The following is a 23,268-nucleotide window of genomic DNA, read 5'->3' on the forward strand; positions in this document are numbered from 1 at the left end:
CTTTGCGCTTCGCTTCCGGAGCGTTCCAATGGTCCCCCAGCGTCTGAACAGATCGTCTTGCGCCCCGTGGTAACGCGTGTTAGACGAAGGTATGACGTATAACAATTCTTTACAAATTACGTTGACAAGCCGCGACCCCTGACCATAATTCGCCTTGTCGTACGACAACTGATAACGGATTTGTACATCGACACTGTTGCCTGTACGGGCACGCTACATCCCCACTTTCGTGTTTGCCGATGGCCCGCGGAGTGGGATTACCTAAAAAAGGGAGCACAACAACAATGACCCCACGCAACCCCCTATCTGCCGCTGTTCTTGCAGGCACGCTGTCGTTGGCGCTTGGCATTCCCGCCGTCGCTCACGCCGCGGACGGCTTCGTAGAAGGCACCAAGATCGGTCTTAACGCGCGTAACTTCTACATCAATCGCAACTTCGTCGACCCTGCCTATAACGGTGGCCAGAACAAGGCCGAGGAATGGACGCAGAACTTCATTCTCAACATCCAGTCGGGCTACACCACGGGCCCGATCGGTTTCGGCGTCGATGCACTGGGCTTGCTCTCGGTCAAACTCGACGGCGGCGGCGGTACGTACGGCACTGCGCTGCTTCCCACGCACGGCACGGGCGCCAACCGCCATCCTGCCGACGATTTCGGGCGCCTGGCTGTCGCCGCCAAGGCCAAGGTGTCCGAAACCGAGGTCCGCGTCGGTGAATGGCAAGTGGTGCTTCCGATCCTGCGTTCCGATGATGGTCGGTCGCTGCCCCAGACGTTCCAGGGCGGGATGATTACCTCCAGCGAATTCAGCAACCTGGCGCTGTACGGCGGCCAGATGCGCCAGAACAGCACGCGTGACGACGCAAGCATGGAAGACATGTTCTTCGGCGGCGCGGGCTCCGACCGTTTCAACTTTGCCGGTGGCGAATACACCTTCACCGAGAAGACCAAGGTCGGCCTCTGGCATGCTCGCCTGGAAGACATCTATCAGCAGAACTACGTGCAACTGATGCATACCCAGCCGTTGAGCGACAACCTCGCCCTGACCGCCAACCTCGGCTACTTCACCGGCAAGGAAGAAGGCAGCGCACTGGCGGGCGATCTCGACAACAAGACCTACTCGGGTCTGTTCGGCCTGCAAACCGGCTCCCACACCTTTTATGTCGGCTTGCAGAAGGTCAGCGGCGATCAATGGATGCGCGTCAACGGCACCAGCGGCGCTTCGCTGGCCAACGACAGCTTCAACTCCGCCTATGACGCGGCTGACGAACGCTCCTGGCAGTTGCGCCACGACTTCAACTTTGCCGGCGTGGGCATCCCGGGGCTGGTCATGATGAACCGCTACATCAGTGGCGATAACATCACGACCGCCAGCGGTGACGAAGGCAAGGAGTGGGGGCGCGAGTCCGAGCTGGCCTATACCGTCCAGAGCGGCGCGCTGAAGAACCTCAACATCAAATGGCGTAACTCCAGCATGCGTCGGGACAGCTCGTTCAGCCGCAACGAGTTCGACGAGAACCGCCTGATCTTCAACTACCCGATCTCGATCCTGTAAGCGTCACGCTCCACGACGCAACACTCCTCGCTCCTGTTGCGGAAACTTTGCCCGTCCTTGTGACGGGCTTTTTTATCAGGGCGATTTGCCCGCCGCGTCCGCGTCCGATGCGTCATTCGCAGTCACGCCGATATTTCAACCCGACGCTCAGTTGGTCACTCGACGAGCCCGTGGGGCACCCGCTCGACCTCGAACCGGCAACTGGCTTGCATGGCCTCGCCGGGACCCAGGATGCGCACGCCATTAGCCGCCGGATCGGCCATGGCGAACGCATTATTGACATGCGATACCGGTTCGACCGCAAAGAAGCCCATCTGGGCAGGCGGTGTGAACACCACCAGATGATCCAGCGCCCCGCTGGCGTCGATGGTCAACGCCAGGCCCTGCGTTGGCCAGCCGATGCGCACGGGTCCGCTGAAACCGACAAAGCAGTGGTCCAGCCCCGGTTCCTGCAATGCCCGAAGATCGGTGAAATCCCACCGCGCCGGGATCGGCGTCAGCTCCGCCGGCAGGTTTCGAAGATCGTTCTGCCAGACGGCGCGAGCACTGAACTGCAATCGGCAATCGCCATGGCGCAGGAAGTACGGGTGCCAGCCGAGCCCGGCGGGCATCGAGCGGCTGTCCAGGTTGCGCAGGCGCAAATCCAGCACAATGCCGCGCTCGCCAAGCTGGATCCTGTGCTCCAGCGCGAACGCGAACGGCCAGTCCAGTGCGGCCTCGCCTTCGGGATCATGGGTGTAGCCAAGGGTCAGGCTGGCCGGACCTCGCTCGGCCACCGTCCAGGCCCGTTTCCAGGCCACGCCGTGAATCGGCAGCGGGTGATCCGGCGACAGGCAGCGCAGCGGATAGCGCCGGCCCGCGTGATCGAACGCCGCATCGCCGACACGATTGGAAAAAGGCGCGAGAACGAAGCAACCGGTACGGCGCACGCTGTCGGTGCCGTCCCAGGGCCGCAGCAAATCGACCCGGTCGAAGCTCAGGCGCGTGATCGCACCGCCCAGTGCCGGGCACACTGCCAACCGCAGCGGGCCGTGACGCAGTTCGATCTCGGTCAAATTGGATTCAGCTTCGGTCATGGCAGCACTCTGGCGAGCCGGCATCGCTCGTGGATTGAAAAAAGCAGCGCCTCACACCGGCCGACCCTGGCTCGCCAGGGCGACCATGGCCATCGGGCGTGAATAGCCAGGCATCAGGCCGACGCCGTGGCCCTCACTTGAGCCGTCAGCCAGCACTCAGACCGGCGTCAGCAATTCATTGCTGTCGAGCAGAGCCTGCAGGTTGGCCAACAGCAATTGCTCCATCTCCAAGCGGGTTTCCTCGGTGGCGCTGCCGATATGCGGCAGCAGGACGACGTTGGGCAGCTCGAACAGCGCCGAGGGAATCTCCGGCTCCCGCGCGTAGACGTCCAGCCCCGCGCCACCCAGACGTCCTTCGAGCAAGGCGGCGACCAACGCCGTTTCGTCCACGACCGAACCGCGCGAGACGTTCACCAGGATGCCCTGCGGCCCCAGCGCATCGAGCACTTCGCGTCCAATCAGGTGGCGCGTACCCTCGCCGCCCGGGCAGGTCAGCACGAGGAAATCGCACCAGCGCGCCAATGCCGCGAGGTTCGCTTCGTAGCCATACGCGCAACCCTCTACCGGTCGGCGATTGTGATAGCGCACCTGCATATCGAACCCCGAAGAACGCTTGGCGACGGCTTCGCCGATGCGACCGAGCCCGACGATACCAAGCCGCTTGCCGCTCACCCGCATGGCCAATGGCACGCCACCGGACGGCCATTCACCGGCGCGGACGAAGCGATCGGCGCGCGTCATCTGCCTCGCGCAGTCAATGATCAGCCCGAACGCGAGATCGGCCACACAGTCGTTGAGCACGTCTGGCGTGTTGCTTACAACGATACCGCGCGCCCTGGCAGCGGCCATGTCGATGGCATCGTAGCCGACACCGAAACTCAGGATTGCACGCAGATTGGGCAGCCGCTCGATTGTCCCCTCGCTGCATCCGAAGCGGGCCGAGGTCACGACAATCTCGATGCGCCCGGCATGGCGGTCGAGCAGCGCGTCAAAATCGTGTTCCCAGGCCGGTAGCACTTCATGCTTCGCCGCCAGGGTGCGGTTGAATCGTTCCGTCAGTGGGCCGATCTGGAGAATGCAGGTCACGCGGATACCTCGATGGGTGGATTCGTCGGTGTCGCTGTCAGATCACTTTGCCGGGGTTCATCAGGCCGTGAGGATCGAGCGTTGCCTTGATGGCGCGCATCAGTTCGAGTTCCAGCGGGTCCTTGTAGCGCGCGGCGGCCGTGCGCTTGGCCTGGCCGATTCCGTGCTCGGCGCTGATGCTGCCCTGGAGACCGACGGCGGCATCGTAGATCACCTGGGTGATCGCGTCCTGCTGCGCCTTGAACCACGCATCGTCGGCCCCCACCGGTTTGCTGATGTTGTAGTGCAGGTTGCCGTCTCCGAGATGGCCGTAAGCAACGATGCGCACCCCTGGAAACCGCTCCAGCAGGCGACGATCGGTGGCTTCGATGAACGCTGGAATTGAACTCACCGGGACGCTGATGTCGTGCTTGAGGCTTGGCCCTTCGTGGTTCTGCGCCTCGGATATGCCCTCGCGCAGGGCCCACAATGCGGCCACCTGCGCCTCGCTCGTCGCGAGCACGGCATCGATCACCAGCGCTCGTTCCAGTGCCTCGCCGATTGCGCCTTCAAGCAGTTCGTTAAGCGGCGCGTCCGGCTGGGTATCGCTGAGCTCGATCAGGACGTACCAGGGATGCGGCTCGGCGAAGCGATCGTTACAGCCGGGGATGTGGCTGAGCACGAACTCGACACTCTGGCGCGACATCAGCTCGAAGCCGGTCAGGCGATCACCGCAGAGCCCGCGGATAATGCCAATGAGTTGCACCGCGGCCTGGGCACTGGGCAGTGCAACCCAGGCAGTGGTCGTACTGCGCACAGCAGGGTAAAGCTTGAGCACCGCCGCGGTGATGATTCCCAGCGTCCCTTCCGAGCCGATGAACAGGTGCTTGAGGTCGTAGCCGGTGTTGTCCTTGCGCAATCCGCGCAGGCCGTTCCAGATGCGCCCGTCCGGCAGCACCACTTCCAGTCCCAGCGCAAGGTCGCGCATGTTGCCATAGCGCAGTACCGCCGTACCGCCTGCATTGGTGGCGAGGTTGCCACCCAGCGTACAGCTGCCCTGGGCGCCGAGCGACAGCGGGAACAGCCGCTCAACCTTTGCCGCAGCGTCCTGCAGGGTCTGCAGGATCACGCCCGCCTCGGCTGTGATGGTTTCGTTGGCGGTGTCGACGTCGCGGATACGCGTCATTCGAGTCAGCGAAAGGACCACCTGCTCGCCGCTCATATCCGGAATGGAGCCGCCGCACAGCCCCGTATTGCCCCCTTGAGGTACCAGCGCCACGCCTGCCAGATGGCACAGGCGCACCACCTGCGCGACTTGCTCGGTACTGGCCGGACGTACCACCAGCGCTGCCACACCGCGATAGGCGTTGCGCCAATCACTCAGGTAACGCGGCATGCGTTCGGTATCGCGTACGATGCCGGCCTCGCCGACCACCGCTTCGATATCACGGATCAAATCGTCAGACACTGCGGTCATCGCATTCTCCCGCCAGGGTTCGCTCGATGCGTGCTCGAACAACGCGCGCATCGATCCGAGCCGGTCGTCCATCAAGTGATCGGCGCCGGGTTGAACAAGGTGATGTCGTTGTGAATCCTGTGCTGCTCGGCCCAGGTCTTCTTGCGGCCGCTGGCCACGTCCAGGTAGTAATGGAACAGTTCCCAGCCGAGTTCCTCGATACTGGAGCGACCCGTGGCGATGCGACCGGCATCCACATCGATCAGGTCCGGCCAGCGCTCAGCCAGCTCGGTGCGAGTGGACACCTTGACCACCGGCGCCATGGCCAGCCCATAAGGGGTACCACGACCGGTCGTGAACACGTGCAGATTCATCCCGGCAGCCAGCTGTAGCGTGCCGCAGACGAAGTCGCTGGCGGGCGTTGCGCAATAGATAAGGCCCTTGCCGTTGAACCGCTCGCCGGGACCGAGTACGCCGTTGATGGCACTGCTGCCGGATTTGACGATCGAGCCCAACGACTTTTCGACAATGTTCGACAGGCCTCCCTTCTTGTTGCCCGGGGTCGTGTTCGCGCTGCGATCGGCTGCTCCACGCTCCAGATACTGGTCATACCAATCCATCTCGCGCACCAGCGCCTCGGCAATCTGTGGGGTTTCGGCGCGTGAGGTGAGCATGTAGATGGCGTCGCGTACTTCGGTCACTTCAGAAAACATCACCGTAGCCCCCGCCCGTATCAGCAGGTCCGAGGCGTAGCCCAGTGCCGGATTGGCGGTGATCCCCGAGAAGGCATCGCTGCCACCACATTGCATACCCAGGATCAGCTCGCAAGCCGGCACGGTCTCACGCTGTCGGCGATTGAGCTTTTGCAGACGTGCTTCGGCCAGCGCCATGATCTGCTCGATCATTTCACCGAACCCGCTACTTGATTCCTGCAGGCGATACAGCCAGGGCTCGCTCAGGTCGACCGAAGCGTCGCCTTCGTGCATCACCTGCTCGGCCTGCAGCTTCTCGCAGCCGAGGCTGATCACCAGGGCTTCGCCGCCCAGGTTGGGGTTGCGCGCCAGGTTACGCACGGTGCGAATGGGGATGTAGGCATCCTTGGCGTTGATGGCCACGCCGCAGCCATAGCTGTGGGTCAGGGCCACCACGTCATCGACGTTGGGGTACTTGGGCAGCAATTGCGCGCGGATGCGCGCCACGGCATGATCGAGTACGCCGGTCACACATTGCACGGTGGTCGTGATGCCCAGGATGTTGCGCGTGCCGACGGTTCCGTCGGCGTTGCGATAGCCTTCGAAGGTATAACCGTCGAGCGGCTCGAGCCGCTCCGGCACGGCGTCGGCCATGGGCAGGCTGTCCAGCGGCGGCGCGGACGGCATGCGCAGCTGGGTTTCCTTGACCCACGCACCGCGTGCGATGGGTTCCAGGGCATAGCCGATGATCTGGCCGTAACGGCGCACCGGCTGGTCGATGGCGATATCCACCAACGCGACCTTATGGCTCTGCGGCACCGATTCGGCCGTGACCAGGCCGTCCTCGAAACGAGCACCGATGGGCACGCCGCCGTCGTTGACCACCACAGCCACGTTGTCCGCCTCGTTCAGGCGAATGTAACGGGGCGAATCTTGATGCTGTATCAGTTCCACGGTTTCGTTCATATCGGTCTCCGGTCAGGCCGGTTGTCTTGTTGTTCGTATCAGCGAGCTGGAGCCCTGCCGGGTGGGCAACGAGGCCATGCAGACGGGCTGAAGCCCACCCCATGACCTTGTGGCTCACCGCTGGCAGCCACTCCCGAGGCTGGGCGGATCAACGCACCATGCAGGGCCGCTTGTTGTCGAACGTCCAATCGGGGATCAGGTACTGCATGGCCATCGCATCGTCCCGCGCGCCGAGGCCTTTCTCCAGGTAAAGCTCGTGGGCCTTGTACAGCGCATCCCGGTCCAGTTCGACACCAAGGCCTGGTTTGGCCGGTACGGCCACCTTGCCGCCGACGATCTGCAGCGGCTCGCGCGTCAGGTATTGGCCGTCCTGCCAGATCCAGTGTGTATCGATAGCGGTGATTCTGCCCGGCGCGGCTGCCGCCACGTGGGTAAACATCGCCAGCGAGATATCGAAATGATTGTTGGAATGCGAGCCCCAGGTCAGGCCCCAGTCATTGCACATCTGGGCGACGCGCACCGACCCGCTCATGGTCCAGAAGTGCGGATCGGCCAGTGGAATGTCGACTGACTGCAGCTGGATCGTGTGGCCCATCTGCCTCCAGTCCGTGGCGATCATGTTGGTGGCGGTCGGCAGCCCGGTGGCGCGCCGGAACTCGGCCATCACCTCGCGGCCGGAGTAGCCGTTTTCGGCACCGCAAGGATCTTCGGCATAGGCCAGCACGCCGTGCAGGTCCTTGCACAGCTCGATGGCTTCGGCCAGCGACCATGCGCCGTTGGGGTCCAGCGTGATACGCGCGTCGGGGAAGCGTTCGGCCAACGCGCGAATCGCCTTGACCTCCTCACGGCCTGGCAGCACACCGCCTTTGAGTTTGAAATCCTTGAAGCCGTATCGCGCGTAGGCGGCCTCAGCCTGTCGCACCACGGCCTCCGGCGTCAGCGCTTGCTCATTGCGCACGCGGAACCAGCTGTCGCCTGCGCTCGATTCATCACGATAGCCAAGGTCGGTCCTGTTGCGATCGGCAATGTAGAAGAGGTAACCGAGCATCTCGACCTCATCGCGCTGCTGGCCGTCGCCCAGCAAAGCCGCCACCGGTACGCCCAGGTGCTGGCCAAGCAGGTCCAACAGCGCCGACTCGAGCGCGGTGATGGCATGAATGGCGACACGCAGATCGAAGGTCTGCAGACCGCGCCCGGCTGAATCCCGGTCGGCAAACGCCCTGCGCGCCTGGTTGAGCAACGCGTTGTGATTGCCGACCGACTGGCCGAGCAGGATGCTGCCGGCGTCTTCGAGCGTCTGGCGAATCGCCTCGCCGCCGGGCACTTCGCCGACACCGGTGTTGCCGGCACTGTCTTTGAGAATGAGGATGTTGCGGGTGAAATAGGGGCCGTGTGCGCCGCTGAGGTTGAGCAGCATGCTGTCCTGGCCAGCGACCGGAACCACCTGGAGTTCGGTAATTACCGGAGCGCCCTGATTGACTGGGTTATTCATACGCTTCTCTCTATTGTTCTTATGGTTCGCCATGCAGCGTTTTGCCGTCAGGCGGGGCAAGCCGGCCGACTCACCGGCCCGCCCGCCCCTGGAGCCCGGCCTGATCAGCCGATATAGGTGGTCTTCACGGTCGTGTAGAACTCCTGGGCATACCGCCCTTGCTCGCGTGGTCCGTAGGAGGACCCTTTGCGCCCGCCGAACGGCACGTGGTAATCGACGCCCGCGGTTGGCAGGTTCACCATCACCATGCCCGCCTGGGAGTGGCGCTTGAAGTGATTGGCATACTTCAGCGAAGTGGTGCAGATACCCGCCGACAAACCGAATTCGGTGTCATTGGCCATCGCCAGCGCCTCGTCGTAGTCCTTGACGCGGACCACGTTGGCCACCGGGCCGAAGATCTCTTCACGGCTGATTCGCATATCGACCGTGCTGTCGACGAACAAGGTCGGCGCCAGGAAATAACCTTCGGTGGTGCAACTGACCCGCTCGCCACCACAGGCCAGGCGCGCGCCCTCCTCCTGGCCCAGCGCGATGTAACGCAGGTCCTGGTCCAGCTGAGCCTGCGACACGACGGGGCCGACATCCACACCCTGCTCCAATGCCGAACCTACCTTGATCTTCTTGATGCGCTGGATCATGGCCTCCACGAAACGGTCGTAGATGCCTTCGGTCACGATAATCCGGCTGGACGCTGTGCAACGCTGGCCCGTGGAGTAGAACGCGCTCTGGGTCGCCAGTTCGACCGCCGTGTCGAGATTGGCATCGTCGAGGATGATCTGCGGATTCTTGCCGCCCATCTCCAACTGAACCTTGGCACCACGGTTGACGCAGGTATTGGCAATGCCGCGGCCCACGCCAACCGAGCCGGTGAAGCTGACGCCGTCGACGCGCTTGTCGCTGACGATCGCCTCGCCGACTTCGCGCCCCTTGCCCATCACCAGATTGAACACGCCGGCGGGGAAGCCGGACCGGGAAATGATCTCGGCAATGGCCCAGGCGCAGCCGGGCACCAGGTCGGCAGGCTTGATCACCACGCAGTTGCCATACGCCAGGGCTGGGGCAATCTTCCAGGCCGGAATGGCGATGGGGAAGTTCCATGGCGTGATCAGACCGATGACCCCCAGCGGTTCGCGGGTCACCTCGACGCTCACACCAGGGCGTACCGACTGCAGGGTCTCGCCTGCCTGGCGCAGGCATTCACCGGCGAAGAACTTGAAGATGTTGCCGGCGCGGGCAACCTCGCCAATGGCTTCGGGCAGGGTCTTGCCTTCTTCGCGCGCCAACAGCGCGCCCAGCTCCTCACGACGGGCGAGAATTTCCAGACCGACCTTTTCCAACGCATCGGCTCGCGCCTGGATGCCGGACGTGGACCACGCCGGGAACGCCTTGCGCGCCGCGGCGATAGCGGCTTGCACCTGCTCGGCATCGGCCTGCGCGTATTCGCCCACCACATCCGACAGATCGGACGGATTGACGTTGGCCTGATAGTTATTGCCAGCGACCCACTGGCCACCGATGTAGTTGTCGTAACGTTTTACGTCTGCCACGGAACGCTCTCCTTGGTGATGTCCGCCTGCAGTGGCCTCCCTGAAGGGCGGCCGATCTGCGTGCTGGCGGTTGGGGCGAGTGATGGATCGGGACGGACCGTTATTGAGCGCCCTGCTTCTTGATCAGCGCAGCGAGCGCCTCGTATTCATCCGGCAGCAAATCGGTCAGCGGTGCACGGACCGGGCCTGCGTCGTAGCCGGAAATACGCGCGCCCGCCTTGACGATGCTGACGGCGTAGCCCTTGCGGCGGTTGCGGATATCGAGATAAGGCAGGAAGAACTCATCGATCATCTTGCCGACGGTTTCATGATCGTCACGGGAGATTGCGTGGTAGAAGTCCATCGCAAGCTTGGGCACGAAGTTGAACACCGCCGAGGAATACACCGGAACGCCGAGCGCCTTGTAGGCGGCGGCATAGACCTCTGCGGTCGGCAGGCCGCCCAGATAGCTCAGCCGGTCGCCCAGCCGACGCCGGATGGACACCATCAGTTCGATATCCCCCAGACCGTCCTTGTAGCCGATCAGGTTCGGGCAACGCTCGGCCAGTTGCTCGAGCAACGGCGCGGTCAGGCGGCATACATTGCGGTTGTAGACCACAACGCCGATATCGACCGACTTGCACACTTCTTCCACATGCCTGGCGACCCCTTCCTGGCTCGCTTCGGTCAAGTAATGTGGCAGCAGCAGCAGCCCCTTCGCGCCAAGGCGTTCGGCTTCCTGAGCGTAGGCGATCGCCTGGCGGGTCGGACCACCGACACCGGCGAGAATCGGGACCTGGCCCGCGCAGGTATCGACGGCGGTCTTGATGACATCCGGATATTCCTGGGGGGTCAGCGAAAAGAACTCGCCGGTGCCGCCGGCAGCGAAGAGTGCCGTTGCGCCATAAGGCGCCAACCATTCCAGCCGCTTGATGTACCCGGCGCGGTTGAAGTCGCCTTGCGAGTCGAAATCGGTGACCGGGAAAGACAGCAGGCCAGAAGAGAGGATGGCTTTCAGTTCTTGTGGATTCATTGTTCGAGCATCCTGTGAATCGATCATATGGAGGTAGGGCCGCAGCCTTGCGAGATACGTTATCGTACAACTTAGAGAGATTCTACTGTTTCGTGCAAATTCGTCGACGGCTGACCTGCGCTTCCGTGAGCACGTCTATCCCATCGCCAATCCAGGCGTCTTCGGTGCAAGAAGTTCGTTATCGTCCAGCATAACGGCTGAAACCAAGGCGTGACCTATGAGTCATAGAAATCCGTCGGCAACGTTTCAATCGTTTGACATCCCGGCAAGGCGCTGCTAAAAATCCAGCAAGTCATATGACAACGTATGACGGAACAACAACCAGAGCTCAAAAAGCCATGATTTATTTCGCCCCTCCTCCGCTGCCCAGCCGCAAGCCGAATCGCTTTGCGTCGCCTGCCCGTGACGCTTGGAACGTGCAGTTTGCGATCAAGCCAGCCTTGCACGCACGCCACAGGCCCCTGCTCGTCCGCCCCCAGCTCGCAAGGTCGGGGCGCCCGCACTCGCTGATACAGACGCAAACGCCAGGTTCCTCGACGACCCGTCGGGCGGTGCCGCACGGTTGATCCACCCTCGCTCACTCTAACAAGCAGGAGCTGTATTACAGATGCTAGACGCAAAAACGCCGACCCCGACAGTAACCGAGATGCGGGTCATTCCGGTGGCAGGATACGACAGCATGCTGCTGAACCTGTGTGGCGCTCATGCTCCGTACTTCACCCGCAATCTGGTGATTCTTACAGACAGCGCAGGACGTACCGGCATCGGCGAGGTCCCGGGTGGCGAAGGCATTCGCCAGGCACTGGAGCGCACCAAGGGGCAGGTCGTCGGGCAGCCTATCGGTCGCTACAACGGCGTGTTGAACGCGTTGCGTCGAGCCATCTCGGGTGGCGCATCCGGGGGTCCGCAGACCACTCGGCACCAAGTCACCTCGGACGCGGAAGCCGCCGTATTGCAGCAACCGCACGAAATCAACCTGCGGCTGGACAATGTGATCACAGCGGTCGAAGCGGCCCTTCTCGACCTCCTTGGCCAGCATCTCGACGTGCCGGTCGCCGAGTTGCTCGGCAGCGGCCAGCAGCGCAACACGGTGCCGATGCTGGCGTATCTCTTCTATATAGGTGATCGCACCCGTACCGACCTGCCCTATCTGCCTGGCAACGGTTCGGCGGATGACTGGTATCACATCCGTCATCAGCAGGCAGTCACGCCCGAGGCGATCGTGCGGCTCGCAGAAGCAGCCGCTGCGCGTTACGGCTTCAAGGATTTCAAAGTCAAGGGCGGCGTCATGCGCGGCAACGAAGAGATGCAGGCGATCGCCGCTATCAAGGCGCGCTTTCCGGAGGCTCGCGTGACGCTGGATCCCAATGGCGCCTGGTCGCTGGCCGAGGCCATCGAGATCTGCAAGGGCCAGGGGCACATTCTTTCGTACGCCGAAGACCCTTGTGGCCCGGAAAACGGCTACTCGGGCCGCGAAATCATGGCCGAATTCAAGCGCGCCACGGGTATTCCCACCGCGACCAACATGATCGCTACCGATTGGCGGCAGATGGGCCATTCGCTGCGCCTCGAGGCCGTCGACATCCCGCTGGCCGATCCGCATTTCTGGACCATGCAGGGCTCGGTCCGGCTGGCGCAGATGTGCGAGCAGTTCGGTCTGACCTGGGGTTCGCATTCCAACAATCACTTCGACGTCTCGCTGGCGATGTTCACCCATGCAGCGGCCGCTGCGCCGGGCAACATCACGGCCATCGACACCCACTGGATCTGGCAGGAAGGCCAGGAACGACTGACCCGCGAACCGCTGCAGATCGTCGGCGGCGAGGTGCAGGTGCCGGACAGACCTGGCCTCGGCATCGAGCCGGACATGGATCGGATCATGGCCGCGCACGCGCTGTACAACAAGGTCGCCACCGGCGCCCGCGACGACGCCATGGCCATGCAATACCTGGTGCCTGGCTGGCAGTACGACCCCAAGCGACCGAGCCTGGGTCGCCCATAACCACAAGAACATCGATGAAGCGCCGCAACCCTACCCACGGAGAGACCCAACAATGAAAAAAGCTATCAGCGCCTCCCTTGCCTTCGCCGTCCTGGCAACAGCCGTTGGCGGTGCCTATGCCGCCGAAACCGACTGGCCCACCCGCCCGGTGCAGGTGGTAGTCATCGCCAATGCCGGCGGCGATACCGACTTCAACGCGCGCACCATGGCCAAGTACTTCACCAAGATCACCGGCGAAGCGATGGTCATCACCAACGTCGCCGGCGGTGGCGGCACCCTGGCCGCCGAGCAGGTCAAGCAGGCCGATCCCGACGGCAATACCATCCTGTTCACGCACACCGGCCAACTGATCGTCAACGAGGTCGCCGGGCTGACCGAAGACAGCCTCGATGCGTTCGATATCTGCTGTATCGCAGGGGTCGACAAGGGCACGGTCTTCGTCGCTTCGAAGAGTTCCGGGCTGACGTCGGTGGAGGACCTGATCGCCAAATCCAAGGCCGAACCGAGCAGCGTGACCTACGGCACCGAGATGGGCAGCTACTCTCACCTGCAGGGATTGATGTTCGAAGGGCTGACCGACACCAAGCTGAAAATGGTCGACGCCGGCACCGTGTCGGAAAAGGTTGTGGCCCTGCTGGGCAATCGAATCGATCTGGCCGCCATCAGCTATGGCTCCGTCCAGGACTACGTCACCAGCGGCGAGATGGTCGCCCTGGGCCAGCCCAACGATGAACGCAACCCGCTGCTCGGCGAGGTGAAGACCTTCAAGGAACAGGGTGTCGACTTCGTGATGGAGAAGCCATACGTGGTCGCGTTCCCGGATGGCACCGACCCCGCCATCGTCGAAAAGATGGCAGGCATCGTCAAGCAGATCACCGAGATGCCCGAGTACGGCGAGGAGCTGCGCAAGACGTTCAAGCAGCCGGTGAGCTACTTCGACACCGAGCCTTCGATCGAGCGCCTGAGCAAAACGCGTGAACAGTTCATGCAGTACAAGGATGAGCTGCGTCAGCGCTGATGACACCGCAACGCCATGCCGGGCGCACTCGCGCCCGGCAGCCTTCCCATCGACACGAGACCGGCACCATGGAAACCTACAAGAGAAAGGAGTTACTGGTCGGAGCCCTGATGCTGGGCGCCGGCCTGTTCTACCTGTTCCTGACCATCAACCTTCCGCGCAAAGGCTTCATTGACGCTTCCACCGTGCCCTATGTGCTGTCCGTCGGCCTGTGCCTGCTGGGTGCACTGCAACTGCTGACCGCTGCCCGCGCCACGCACCCGCCTGCCGCCGCCTCCGACCCGGACGCAGAGCCGTCCGACGAAACGCCCGCGGATTACCCGACCGTGTTCAAGACACTGGGGCTGATCGCCGTGTATGTCGCGCTGATGCAGAAGGTCGGCTTTCCGATCATGACGGTGCTCTACCTGTATGCGCAGTTCATCGTCATCACGCCGCGCGAACGCAAGGTCAATCACATTGCTTATATCGTCATCGCCGTCGTTTCGTCGGCTGTCATTTTCGTCACCTTCCGTCAGGGCTTCGATCTGATGCTCCCGACCGGCTTTCTGAAATTCTAGGAGACGGATCATGATCGAACTCTTCCAGACTGGCTTCGCTGCGGTCTTTTCACCCTACATATTCATTCTGATCACGCTCGGCGTCGCCGTGGGTATCGTCTTCGGCGCGGTACCCGGCCTGTCGGCGACCATGGCCATTGCGCTGTGCCTTCCGCTGACCTATGCGATGGGTCCGGCGGCCGGCCTGTCGCTTCTTGTGGCGCTGTTCGTGGGCGCCACGTCGGGCGGCCTGATTTCCGCGATTCTGCTGAAAATCCCCGGAACCCCCGCCTCCATCGCGACCACCTTCGATGGTGGGCCGATGATGGAGAAAGGCGAAGGTTTGAAGGCGCTCGGTGTGGGCGTGGTGTTCTCCTTTCTCGGCACCATCTTCAGCATCGTCGCCCTGTTGTCGATTGCCCCTTCGCTGGCCAAGGTGGCCCTGCGCTTCGGCCCGCACGAGTACTTCGCCATCGCGATCTTCTCGCTGACGCTGATTGCCACGCTGTCCACCGGATCGCTGCTCAAGGGCATCTACGCGGGCACCCTGGGGTTTGCGTTTTCGACCGTGGGGATCGCGCCCGTCGACGCCATTCGCCGCTTCACTTTCGACTCGCCCAATCTCAATGGCGGCTTCGCCATGTTGACGGTGATGATCGGCATGTTCGCCGTGGCCGAGGTCATCAAGATTGCCGAAACCGGCCGATCTGCGCATAAAACCAAGGTCGCCACGGTGAGCATGAAAAACGTCAAAGGCTTCGGTTTTTCACTCAAGGAATTCTTCGGCCAGATCCCCAACGCGTTCCGCTCGGGGTTGATCGGGATCGGCATCGGCATCCTGCCCGGCATCGGTGCGGGCACCTCCAACATCGTCTCCTACATCATCGCCAAGAAACGCTCCAAGCACCCCGAGCGATTCGGCAAGGGCGCGGTCGAGGGCGTGGTCGCCAGTGAGACCGCCAATAACGCAGGCATCGGCAGCGCGATGATTCCGCTGATGACGCTCGGCATTCCTGGCGACACCGTGACCGCGATCCTGCTCGGTGGGTTCATGATCCATGGGATTCAGCCCGGACCACTCCTGTTCATCAGCCAGGGTGAGCTGGTCTACACGATCTTCGCGGCGCTGGTGCTCGCCTCGGTGATGATGCTGGTCCTGGAATTCTATGGCCTGCGTATCTTCATCAAGCTGTTGGCCGTGCCCAAGCACATTCTGCTGCCGATCATCCTCGTGCTGTGCGTCGTCGGCGCGTTCGGCCTGAGCAGTCGTGTGTTCGATGTCTGGACCATATTGCTGTTCGGTCTGATCGGCTATGGCTTCGTCAAGGGCGGCATGCCCGCGGCCCCCTTCATCATCGGTTTCATTCTCGGACCGATGGCCGAAACCAATTTGCGCCGTGGCTTGATGTTGTCCGACGGCAGCTTCATCGGCTTCCTCACCAACCCGATATCGGCCGCCTTTCTCGCGCTCGCGCTGCTTTCGGTGCTCTGGCACCTGTTCAGCGCATTGCGGGGTCGCAAGGGCGCTGTGGCCAAGCTGCAAGGCGCCTGATCCGAAGCCGCCATCGGCGGGCCAACGGGACGGGAACCGCGCTTCGGGCGCGGTTCTTCGTTCAGTTGCGCTTGCCAATACCCACCTCCGCCAGCGTCCAGCCGGCTATCCGCTCGTGCAGACTCAGGCCAAGCCCTGGCCGGTCCGGCACGATCATCCGGCCATCGCGTATCTCCAGGCGTTCGTTGAACGCCGGCTCCAGCCACTCGAAGTGCTCCACCCAGGTCGCGTGCGGGTAGGCAGCGGCCAGATGCAGATGGATTTCCATGACAAAATGCGGCGCCATCACCATCCCGCGCTGCTCGGCGGCGCTCGCGACCTTGAGAAACGGCGTAATGCCGCCGAGTCGCGGCGCGTCCTGCATGATCACGTCGACCGCGCCGGTGTCGACATAGCCGAGCGCTTCGGCGGCGCTGGTGAGCATTTCACCCGTACCAATCGGGGTGTCCAACTGGGCGGCCAACGCGGCGTGCCCGGTGACGTCGTGGGCATCGAGCGGCTCCTCGATCCACTCCAGGCGGTAGTTCTCCAGGGCTCGGCCCATGCGCAAGGCCGTGATGCGATCCCATTGCTGGTTGACATCCACCATCAGCGGAACGTCGTCGCCGAGCTGTTTGCGCAAGGCCTCGACCCGCTGGAGGTCGAGACGGGTGTCCGGCTGCCCGACCTTGATTTTCACACCGTCGATGCCACGCGCTCGCGACTGTAGCGCCTTGTCGATGACCTCTTCGATCGTGGCCTGCAGATAACCGCCCGAAGTGTTGTAACAGCGCACCGAACTGCGATGAGCGCCCAATAGCTTGGACAATGGCAGTCCCGCCCGCCGCGCCTTGAGATCCCACAAGGCGGTGTCCGAGGCGGCGATGGCCTGCGCCGCAACGCCGCCTCGGCCAACCGACGCACTGGCCCAGGCCAGCATGTTCCAGAGACGGGCGATATCGTTGGGGTCTTCGCCGATCAGCAAGGGCGCGACTTCCTGCGCGTGGGCGTATTGCGCGGGCCCACCGGTACGCAGGCTGTAACTGAAACCGAGTCCCGTTTGGCCCTGGCTGGTTTCGATCTCGGCAAACAGCAGGCTGACCGATTGCAGCGGCTTCTGGCGACCGGTCGCCACCTTGGCGTCGCTCACGGGTTGCGAAAGCGGCAGTTCCACCGCCCGCAGGCCAACCCAGGTGATGTGATCGGGGCTGTAGGCGTTCATATCGTCTCCAGAAGCAAAGCGGGTGAGGCAAGCCCGTGACCTATGTTGGACGGCACTATTGATGCCCGTCTAATCTAACCAGCCTCTGGATTGATACCGGAAATGAATCAATGTTCGATCTGGCACAGCTTCGTTGCTTCACCGCCCTGGCCACCGAGTTGAATTTCCGCCGTGCCGCCGAGCGCCTGAACATGACCCAACCGCCGCTGAGTCGGCAGATTCAACTGTTGGAACACCAACTGGGCGTCGCCCTGTTCACCCGCAGCACCCGCACAGTGGCCTTGACGGCAGCAGGTCGTGCCTTCTTCGTCGACGCCCAGGCGCTGCTGGAGCAAGCTCATCGAGCGACCCAGACCGCTCGCCTGACTGCACTCGGAGAACGCGGTACGGTTGGCATCGGTTTCGTTGCCAGTGCGGTGTATGACTTTCTGCCTCGGGTGGTCACACAGGCCCGGCATGAACGCCCTGGCGTACAGATCGCGCTGCAGGAAATGTCGACATTCGAGCAACTGCAAGCGCTGCATGCGCGGCGGATCGATCTGGCGATCGTGCGTGCCCCGTTGAACCAGCCAGGGCTGATCAGCGAGCGCCTGGTGTGCGAGCCGTTTATCCTGGCCGTGCCGTGCGAGCATGCGCTGGCCACACGGGAGCCGTTGACCCTGCCTGCCTTGCATGGCCAGCCGTTCATCCTCTATGCCCATGCGGCGTGGCAGCCGTTCAACGAACTGCTCACCGGCATGTTCCGCTCCAGCGCAGTGCAGCCGGACTACGTGCAGTCGCTCGGCAATACGCTCACCATCCTGTCGCTGGTCAACGCGGGCATGGGGCTGGCCCTGGTGCCACGCAGCGCCAGTGCGGTGAGCTTCAAGCGGGTGTGCTGGCGCGCCATCGAGCTGCCGCGCGGCGTGCATAGCGAATTGCATCTGGCCTGGCGTGAGGACAACGACAACCCCGCCGTTGCCGCGCTTCGCGACGCAGTGCGCCAGTCGGCCCGCGATGCCGCTCAGGCGCGCTGACCCACCTCGGCCGGCTGTACCGTCCAGCCGGCCGTCGTTCCGCTCGCGCCTTATGTCGTCATACAACCCTGCATCAATCAACCCGTCGCTTCATCGCCCGACAATCGGCATCCGCTGCTCGACTTTAGTGGAATGTGATTGCTCGGCGGCGCCCTATAGCGTGGTCCACAGAACGCGACCCGTTCACGAGACAAACCCAGAGTCTATGCGCTCTACAGCCCGAATGACCTGGCCGCTCCGGCGCGTTTGGAGTGTCTGATGCGGCCATGAAAGGATTACGGTGACGGGTTGACAAAAATCAGGAGCGGCGGAAATAATCGGCGCAAGTCATCCGACAACAGATGACATCAAAAACAATAAGCGATGGGCAGACCACAATGACAAGCACGACGACCGTTCCCACACCCTTCAACCGCCTCCTGCTGACAGGCGCCGCAGGAGGGTTGGGCAAGGTGTTACGCGAAACGCTACGCCCCTACGCCAGGATCATCCGCCTTTCCGATATCGCCGAAATGGAACCGCCTGCCAGCAGCCAGGAAGAAGTGGTGCAGTGCAACCTTGCCGACAAAGCCGCCGTGCATGCGCTCTGCGAAGGCGTCGATGCGATCGCACACTTCGGCGGCGTTTCAGTGGAGCGCCCCTTCGAAGAGATACTCGAGGCCAACATCCGCGGCGTGTTCCATATCTACGAAGCCGCACGCACACACGGCATCAAGCGCGTCATCTTCGCCAGTTCCAACCATGTCATCGGCTTTCACAAGCAGACCGAAACCCTCGACGCCAACGCCCCGCGCCGACCGGACAGCTACTACGGCCTGTCCAAATCCTATGGCGAGGACATGGCGAGCTTCTATTTCGATCGCTACGGCATCGAGACCGTCAGCATCCGCATCGGCTCTTCGTTTCCTGAGCCACTCAACCGTCGCATGATGGCGACCTGGCTCAGCTACCGGGACCTGACCGATCTGATCGGCCGCTCGCTGTTTACGCCCGACGTGGGTCACACCGTCGTGTACGGTGCCTCGGCGAACCGTGATGTCTGGTGGGACAACCACTTGGCGGCACACCTCGGCTTCCAGCCCCGGGATACCTCCGAAGTGTTCCGCGACAAGATCGAAGCGCAGCCGCCCTATGCGCCCAATGATCCTGCCCTGATCTACCAGGGAGGAGCGTTCTGCGAAGCAGGCCCCTTCGACGATTGATCGCTTCCCCGCCACGCCGCGAACAACAACAAGAGAATCGCCATGGCACACCAGGCAGAACTGATAGTCGATGCACAGAACGCAACCGGTGAAAGCCCGGTGTGGATCGCCTCCGAGCAGGCGCTCTACTGGGTGGACATTCCGAATCGCCAGCTGCTGCGCTGGAAGGCCGCGGATGGGTCAGTGACCCGCTGGACGGGCGAACAGATGATTGGCTGTATCGCACACCGCCAGGGCGACGCGAATCGCTGGGTCGCCGGCATGGAAGACGGCCTCTACGATGTCGTTGCGCAGGATGACGGCACGCTCAGCGCCACCCGCCTCGCCGATGTGCGGCACAGCCACGCGGCCATGCGTTTCAACGACGGCCGCTGCGACCGCCAGGGTCGCTTCTGGGCCGGCACCATGGCCCTGGACATGGCTGCCGGCATCCCCGCTGGCGCGCTGTATCGGCTTGACGGCGAGGCGCGTGGCGAACCGCTGGCGGCCCAGATGAATGATTTCATCGTGCCCAACGGACTCGGCTTCAGCCCGGACGGCCGGACCATGTACCTCTCCGACTCGCATCCGGGCGTACAGCTCATCTGGGCGTTCGATTACGACCTCGACAGCGGCACGCCCAGCAATCGCCGTCTGTTCGTCGACATGAACGCCTATCCCGGCCGGCCTGACGGCGCTGCCGTGGATATCGATGGCTGCTACTGGATCTGCGGCAACGACGCAGGACTGATCCACCGCTTCACCCCCGATGGGCGTCTCGATCGGTCGCTGCAGGTCCCGGTGAAAAAACCCGCCATGTGCGCCTTCGGAGGGCCTGGCCTGGACACCCTCTTCGTCACGTCCATCCGTCCGGGCGGCGATCTCTCCGATCAGCCACTGGCCGGCGGTTTGTTCGCACTGCACGCCGGCGTCGCCGGACTGGAGGAACCCCGCTTTCGCTAACGTTTCACTCACTCAGGACAGGCTTGCAGTCGCCCGGCCTTGACGCTCCAACGCTGCACACCAACAACAACAACATGGAGATCCACATGAACTTCAAACGCAAGTTGCTCATCGCTGCACTCCCCCTCGCCTTCTGCCTGTCCAGCGCGGCCCATGCAGCCATGACACTGAAAATCGCTGAAATCCACCCGGCCGGTTATCCGACCGTCGTGGCTCAGGAAAACATGGGCAAGAAAATCGAGGAGGCCACCAACGGTGAGCTCAAGTTCCGCATGTTCTCAGGCGGCGTGCTTGGCTCGGAGAAGGAAGTGGTCGAACAGGTCCAGATCGGTGCGGTGCAGATGACACGCGTCAGCCTGGGCACACTCGGACCGGTCGTACCGGACGTCAACGCATTCAACATGCCCTTCGTATTCCGCGATCACGACCACATGCGCAAAGTGATCGACGGTGAAATCGGCCAGGAGATTCTCGACAAGATCACCGACTCCGAATTCAACATGGTCGGCCTGGCATGGATGGACGGCGGCGTGCGCAACCTCTACACCAAGGAGCCGGTGCGCAACCTCGAAGACCTCAAGGGCATGAAGATTCGTGTGATGGGCAACCCGCTGTTCATCGACACCCTGAACGCCATGGGTGCGCAGGGCGTGGCGATGAATACCGGCGAAATTTTCAGCGCCCTGCAGACCGGTGTGGTCGATGGCGCCGAGAACAACCCGCCGACCATGCTCGAGCACAACCACTTCCGCGCCGCGAAGAACTATTCGCTGACCGGTCACCTGATTCTTCCCGAGCCGATCGTGATGTCCAAGGCGACCTGGAACAAGCTCACCCCCGAGCAGCAGGAAATCGTCAAGAAGTACGCCAAGGAAGCGCAGATGGAGGAGCGCAAGCTGTGGGACGAGAAAACCGCCAGCAGCGAAGCCAAGCTCAAGGAAGAAGGCGTGACCTTCATCGAGGTGGATAAAAAACCCTTCTACGATGCGACCGCCCCGGTCCGCGAGAAGTACGGCGCGCCTTACGCCGAGCTGATCAAGCGTATCGAAGCCGTCCAGTAACCCGTTCCCTCTGAAAAGCCTCGCGGCGACGGGTTTGCGCCCGTCGTCGCGCCTGTGGTGAAGCCTGATGAAAAACACGCTGCTGCGCGTCAACGACGCGATCTACATGACCTGTATCTGGGTCGCGGGGCTGGCCATTGTGGTCATGTCTTTGATCATCCCCTGGGGGATCTTCGCGCGCTACGTGCTGGGCTCCGGTGGCGGCTGGCCCGAGCCGGTGGCCATCCTGCTGATGGTGATCTTCACCTTCGTTGGCGCTGCGGCCAGCTATCGGGCCGCGGCCCATATGGCGGTGACGATGTTCACCGACCGCCTGCCCGAGCATCTGCACCGCCATATCGAACTGCTGGTGCAGATCCTGATGGGCATCATCTGCCTGTTCATGACGATCTGGGGCGTCAAGCTGTGCATCGCCACCTGGAACCAGTTCATGAGCACGTTGCCGACGTTGCGTGTCGGCATCACCTATTCCCCGATCCCGGTGGGCGGCGCCATTACGCTGCTGTTCGTGATCGAACGAATCCTGTTCGGCGATCAGAGCCATCGACGCGCAGTCAACTACGAGCTGGTCGAAGACAGCAAGGAGGCGGTGTAATGGATGCGCTGGTTCTACTCGGCAGCTTCGCCGTCCTGTTTCTCCTGCGCATGCCGGTCGCCTATGCACTTGGCCTGTCCGCGCTGATCGGCGCCTGGTGGATCGATATCCCGTTCGACGCGGTGATGATTCAGGTCGCCGGCGGGGTCAACAAGTTTTCCTTGCTGGCCATCCCCTTCTTCGTGCTGGCCGGGGCCATCATGGCCGAAGGCGGCATGTCACGACGGTTGGTGGCGTTCGCCGCCGTACTGGTCGGATTCGTGCGCGGCGGCCTTTCGCTGGTCAATATCATGGCTTCGACCTTCTTCGGCGCGATTTCCGGCTCGTCATTGGCCGATACCGCTTCGGTGGGTTCGGTGCTGATTCCGGAAATGGAGAAAAAAGGCTATCCGCGTGAGTTCTCCACCGCAGTCACGGTCAGCGGCTCGGTGCAGGCCCTGCTGACGCCACCGAGCCATAACTCGGTGCTGTATTCGCTGGCTGCGGGGGGAACGGTTTCGATTTCCTCGCTGTTCATCGCCGGAATCGGGCCGGGCCTGCTGTTGAGCGCCGTGATGATGACCATGTGCCTGATCTTCGCTCGGGTACGCAACTATCCAAAAGGCGAAGTCGTCCCGCTTAAACAAGCGCTGAAAATCTGCGTGGATGCACTCTGGGGCCTGATGACGATGGTCATCATCCTCGGCGGTATTCTCTCGGGCGTGTTCACCGCGACCGAATCAGCCTCGATCGCGGTCGTCTGGGCGTTCTTCGTGACCATGTGCATCTACCGCGATTACAAGTGGCGGGAGTTGCCCAAGTTGCTGCATCGCACGGTCCGTACCTTGTCCGTGGTGATGATCCTGATCGCGTTCGCCGCCAGCTTCGGCTACATCATGACGCTGATGCAGATTCCATCGAAGATCACCACGCTGTTCCTGACCCTGTCGGACAACCGCTACGTGATCCTCATGTGCATCAACCTGATGCTGCTGGTGCTCGGTACATTGATGGACATGGCCCCGCTGATTCTGATCCTGACGCCCATTCTGATGCCGGTGATCGTAGGTATCGGCGTCGATCCGGTGCATTTTGGCATGATCATGCTGGTCAACCTCGGCATTGGTCTGATCACCCCACCGGTAGGCGCGGTGTTGTTCGTCGGCGCGGCCATCGGCAAAGTCACGATCGAGAACACCGTCAAGGCGCTGCTGCCCTTCTATGCGGCGCTGTTCCTCGTCCTGCTGGCAGTGACTTATATTCCGGCCATCTCGCTCTGGTTGCCGAGCGTAGTGCTATAAA

The 23,268-nt window shown here is 62.5% G+C and carries 19 protein-coding genes; 11 read left to right on the forward strand and 8 right to left on the reverse strand.

The annotated features are described in order from the left end of the window. The first annotated feature begins 284 nt into the window (after nt 1-284). A complete protein-coding gene (locus GQA94_RS14610; RefSeq protein ID WP_158188701.1) occupies nt 285-1,553 on the forward strand; it encodes an OprD family porin in 1,269 nt (422 codons plus the stop codon). A gap of 155 nt (nt 1,554-1,708) precedes the next feature. Here the strand turns inward: GQA94_RS14610 and GQA94_RS14615 are convergent, their stop codons facing one another. The 7 genes from GQA94_RS14615 to kdgD all read right to left on the reverse strand — a co-directional run bounded on the left by GQA94_RS14615 (nt 1,709) and on the right by kdgD (nt 10,859). Beyond that, the gene (locus tag GQA94_RS14615; RefSeq protein ID WP_158188702.1) at nt 1,709-2,629 is read right to left on the reverse strand and encodes an aldose 1-epimerase; all 921 of its coding nucleotides are present in this window, start codon (nt 2,627-2,629) and stop codon (nt 1,709-1,711) included. A gap of 156 nt (nt 2,630-2,785) precedes the next feature. After that, on the reverse strand, nt 2,786-3,715 hold the full coding sequence (locus GQA94_RS14620) for a 2-hydroxyacid dehydrogenase (RefSeq protein ID WP_158188703.1): 930 nt from the start codon (nt 3,713-3,715) through the stop codon (nt 2,786-2,788). Nucleotides 3,716-3,752: 37 nt separating this feature from the next. Then, nucleotides 3,753-5,171: an FAD-binding oxidoreductase gene (locus tag GQA94_RS14625; RefSeq protein ID WP_158188704.1), complete on the reverse strand. Its 1,419-nt coding sequence runs from the start codon at nt 5,169-5,171 to the stop codon at nt 3,753-3,755. A gap of 71 nt (nt 5,172-5,242) precedes the next feature. Further along, entirely contained in the window at nt 5,243-6,796 is a 1,554-nt protein-coding gene (gene garD / locus GQA94_RS14630; RefSeq protein ID WP_158190119.1) for a galactarate dehydratase, read from the reverse strand. A gap of 160 nt (nt 6,797-6,956) precedes the next feature. After that, nucleotides 6,957-8,300: a glucarate dehydratase gene (gene gudD, locus GQA94_RS14635; RefSeq protein WP_158188705.1), complete on the reverse strand. Its 1,344-nt coding sequence runs from the start codon at nt 8,298-8,300 to the stop codon at nt 6,957-6,959. Between the two features lie 104 nt (nt 8,301-8,404). Further along, nucleotides 8,405-9,847, reverse strand: coding sequence for an aldehyde dehydrogenase family protein (locus tag GQA94_RS14640; RefSeq protein ID WP_158188706.1), 1,443 nt, complete (start codon nt 9,845-9,847; stop codon nt 8,405-8,407). 100 nt (nt 9,848-9,947) lie between these two features. Then, a complete protein-coding gene (gene kdgD / locus GQA94_RS14645) occupies nt 9,948-10,859 on the reverse strand; it encodes a 5-dehydro-4-deoxyglucarate dehydratase (RefSeq protein WP_158188707.1) in 912 nt (303 codons plus the stop codon). A 607-nt stretch (nt 10,860-11,466) separates the two neighbouring features. Between kdgD and GQA94_RS14650 the strand changes: the two genes are divergently transcribed. The 4 genes from GQA94_RS14650 to GQA94_RS14665 all read left to right on the forward strand — a co-directional run bounded on the left by GQA94_RS14650 (nt 11,467) and on the right by GQA94_RS14665 (nt 15,970). Beyond that, nucleotides 11,467-12,861, forward strand: coding sequence for an enolase C-terminal domain-like protein (locus tag GQA94_RS14650; protein WP_158188708.1), 1,395 nt, complete (start codon nt 11,467-11,469; stop codon nt 12,859-12,861). Nucleotides 12,862-12,913: 52 nt separating this feature from the next. Continuing rightward, the gene (locus GQA94_RS14655) at nt 12,914-13,879 is read left to right on the forward strand and encodes a Bug family tripartite tricarboxylate transporter substrate binding protein (protein WP_158188709.1); all 966 of its coding nucleotides are present in this window, start codon (nt 12,914-12,916) and stop codon (nt 13,877-13,879) included. Nucleotides 13,880-13,947: 68 nt separating this feature from the next. Then, nucleotides 13,948-14,439 (forward strand): tripartite tricarboxylate transporter TctB family protein, encoded by a 492-nt coding sequence (locus GQA94_RS14660; protein ID WP_158188710.1) that lies wholly within the window; start codon nt 13,948-13,950, stop codon nt 14,437-14,439. Between the two features lie 10 nt (nt 14,440-14,449). Beyond that, on the forward strand, nt 14,450-15,970 hold the full coding sequence (locus GQA94_RS14665; protein WP_158188711.1) for a tripartite tricarboxylate transporter permease: 1,521 nt from the start codon (nt 14,450-14,452) through the stop codon (nt 15,968-15,970). A 61-nt stretch (nt 15,971-16,031) separates the two neighbouring features. On the opposite strand, the gene GQA94_RS14670 is transcribed toward GQA94_RS14665, so the two are convergent. Beyond that, nucleotides 16,032-17,171, reverse strand: a complete 1,140-nt coding sequence (locus GQA94_RS14670) for an L-talarate/galactarate dehydratase (RefSeq protein WP_158188712.1) — start codon at nt 17,169-17,171, stop codon at nt 16,032-16,034. Between the two features lie 110 nt (nt 17,172-17,281). Here GQA94_RS14670 and GQA94_RS14675 point away from each other — a divergent pair, with 110 nt between their 5' ends. From GQA94_RS14675 to GQA94_RS14700, 6 genes are all read left to right on the forward strand, one after another. Beyond that, nucleotides 17,282-18,187, forward strand: a complete 906-nt coding sequence (locus tag GQA94_RS14675) for a LysR family transcriptional regulator (protein WP_158188713.1) — start codon at nt 17,282-17,284, stop codon at nt 18,185-18,187. A gap of 377 nt (nt 18,188-18,564) precedes the next feature. Then, nucleotides 18,565-19,389 (forward strand): NAD-dependent epimerase/dehydratase family protein, encoded by an 825-nt coding sequence (locus tag GQA94_RS14680; RefSeq protein WP_158188714.1) that lies wholly within the window; start codon nt 18,565-18,567, stop codon nt 19,387-19,389. Between the two features lie 42 nt (nt 19,390-19,431). Continuing rightward, nucleotides 19,432-20,331: an SMP-30/gluconolactonase/LRE family protein gene (locus GQA94_RS14685; protein WP_158188715.1), complete on the forward strand. Its 900-nt coding sequence runs from the start codon at nt 19,432-19,434 to the stop codon at nt 20,329-20,331. 86 nt (nt 20,332-20,417) lie between these two features. Then, a complete protein-coding gene (locus GQA94_RS14690) occupies nt 20,418-21,392 on the forward strand; it encodes a TRAP transporter substrate-binding protein (protein ID WP_158188716.1) in 975 nt (324 codons plus the stop codon). A gap of 67 nt (nt 21,393-21,459) precedes the next feature. Continuing rightward, entirely contained in the window at nt 21,460-21,987 is a 528-nt protein-coding gene (locus GQA94_RS14695; protein WP_158188717.1) for a TRAP transporter small permease, read from the forward strand. After that, entirely contained in the window at nt 21,987-23,267 is a 1,281-nt protein-coding gene (locus GQA94_RS14700) for a TRAP transporter large permease (protein ID WP_158188718.1), read from the forward strand. Before GQA94_RS14695 ends, GQA94_RS14700 begins: the two co-directional genes overlap by 1 nt. Nucleotide 23,268 lies beyond the last annotated feature (1 nt).

Origin of the sequence: Stutzerimonas stutzeri (assembly GCF_009789555.1) — a bacterium.
In the GTDB taxonomy this organism is placed as follows: Bacteria; Pseudomonadota; Gammaproteobacteria; order Pseudomonadales; family Pseudomonadaceae; genus Stutzerimonas; species Stutzerimonas stutzeri_R.

Coding starts and splice junctions, on each gene's coding strand:
- kdgD (WP_158188707.1), bottom strand. CDS start 10,859: ATGAATCCACAAGAACTGAAAGCCATCCTCTCTTCTGGCCTGCTGTCT.
- GQA94_RS14655 (WP_158188709.1), top strand. CDS start 12,914: ATGAAAAAAGCTATCAGCGCCTCCCTTGCCTTCGCCGTCCTGGCAACA.
- GQA94_RS14610 (WP_158188701.1), top strand. CDS start 285: ATGACCCCACGCAACCCCCTATCTGCCGCTGTTCTTGCAGGCACGCTG.
- GQA94_RS14695 (WP_158188717.1), top strand. CDS start 21,460: ATGAAAAACACGCTGCTGCGCGTCAACGACGCGATCTACATGACCTGT.
- GQA94_RS14670 (WP_158188712.1), bottom strand. CDS start 17,171: ATGAACGCCTACAGCCCCGATCACATCACCTGGGTTGGCCTGCGGGCG.
- GQA94_RS14625 (WP_158188704.1), bottom strand. CDS start 5,171: ATGACCGCAGTGTCTGACGATTTGATCCGTGATATCGAAGCGGTGGTC.
- GQA94_RS14680 (WP_158188714.1), top strand. CDS start 18,565: ATGACAAGCACGACGACCGTTCCCACACCCTTCAACCGCCTCCTGCTG.
- GQA94_RS14690 (WP_158188716.1), top strand. CDS start 20,418: ATGAACTTCAAACGCAAGTTGCTCATCGCTGCACTCCCCCTCGCCTTC.
- gudD (WP_158188705.1), bottom strand. CDS start 8,300: ATGAATAACCCAGTCAATCAGGGCGCTCCGGTAATTACCGAACTCCAG.
- GQA94_RS14685 (WP_158188715.1), top strand. CDS start 19,432: ATGGCACACCAGGCAGAACTGATAGTCGATGCACAGAACGCAACCGGT.
- GQA94_RS14675 (WP_158188713.1), top strand. CDS start 17,282: ATGTTCGATCTGGCACAGCTTCGTTGCTTCACCGCCCTGGCCACCGAG.
- GQA94_RS14665 (WP_158188711.1), top strand. CDS start 14,450: ATGATCGAACTCTTCCAGACTGGCTTCGCTGCGGTCTTTTCACCCTAC.
- GQA94_RS14700 (WP_158188718.1), top strand. CDS start 21,987: ATGGATGCGCTGGTTCTACTCGGCAGCTTCGCCGTCCTGTTTCTCCTG.
- GQA94_RS14650 (WP_158188708.1), top strand. CDS start 11,467: ATGCTAGACGCAAAAACGCCGACCCCGACAGTAACCGAGATGCGGGTC.
- GQA94_RS14615 (WP_158188702.1), bottom strand. CDS start 2,629: ATGACCGAAGCTGAATCCAATTTGACCGAGATCGAACTGCGTCACGGC.
- GQA94_RS14660 (WP_158188710.1), top strand. CDS start 13,948: ATGGAAACCTACAAGAGAAAGGAGTTACTGGTCGGAGCCCTGATGCTG.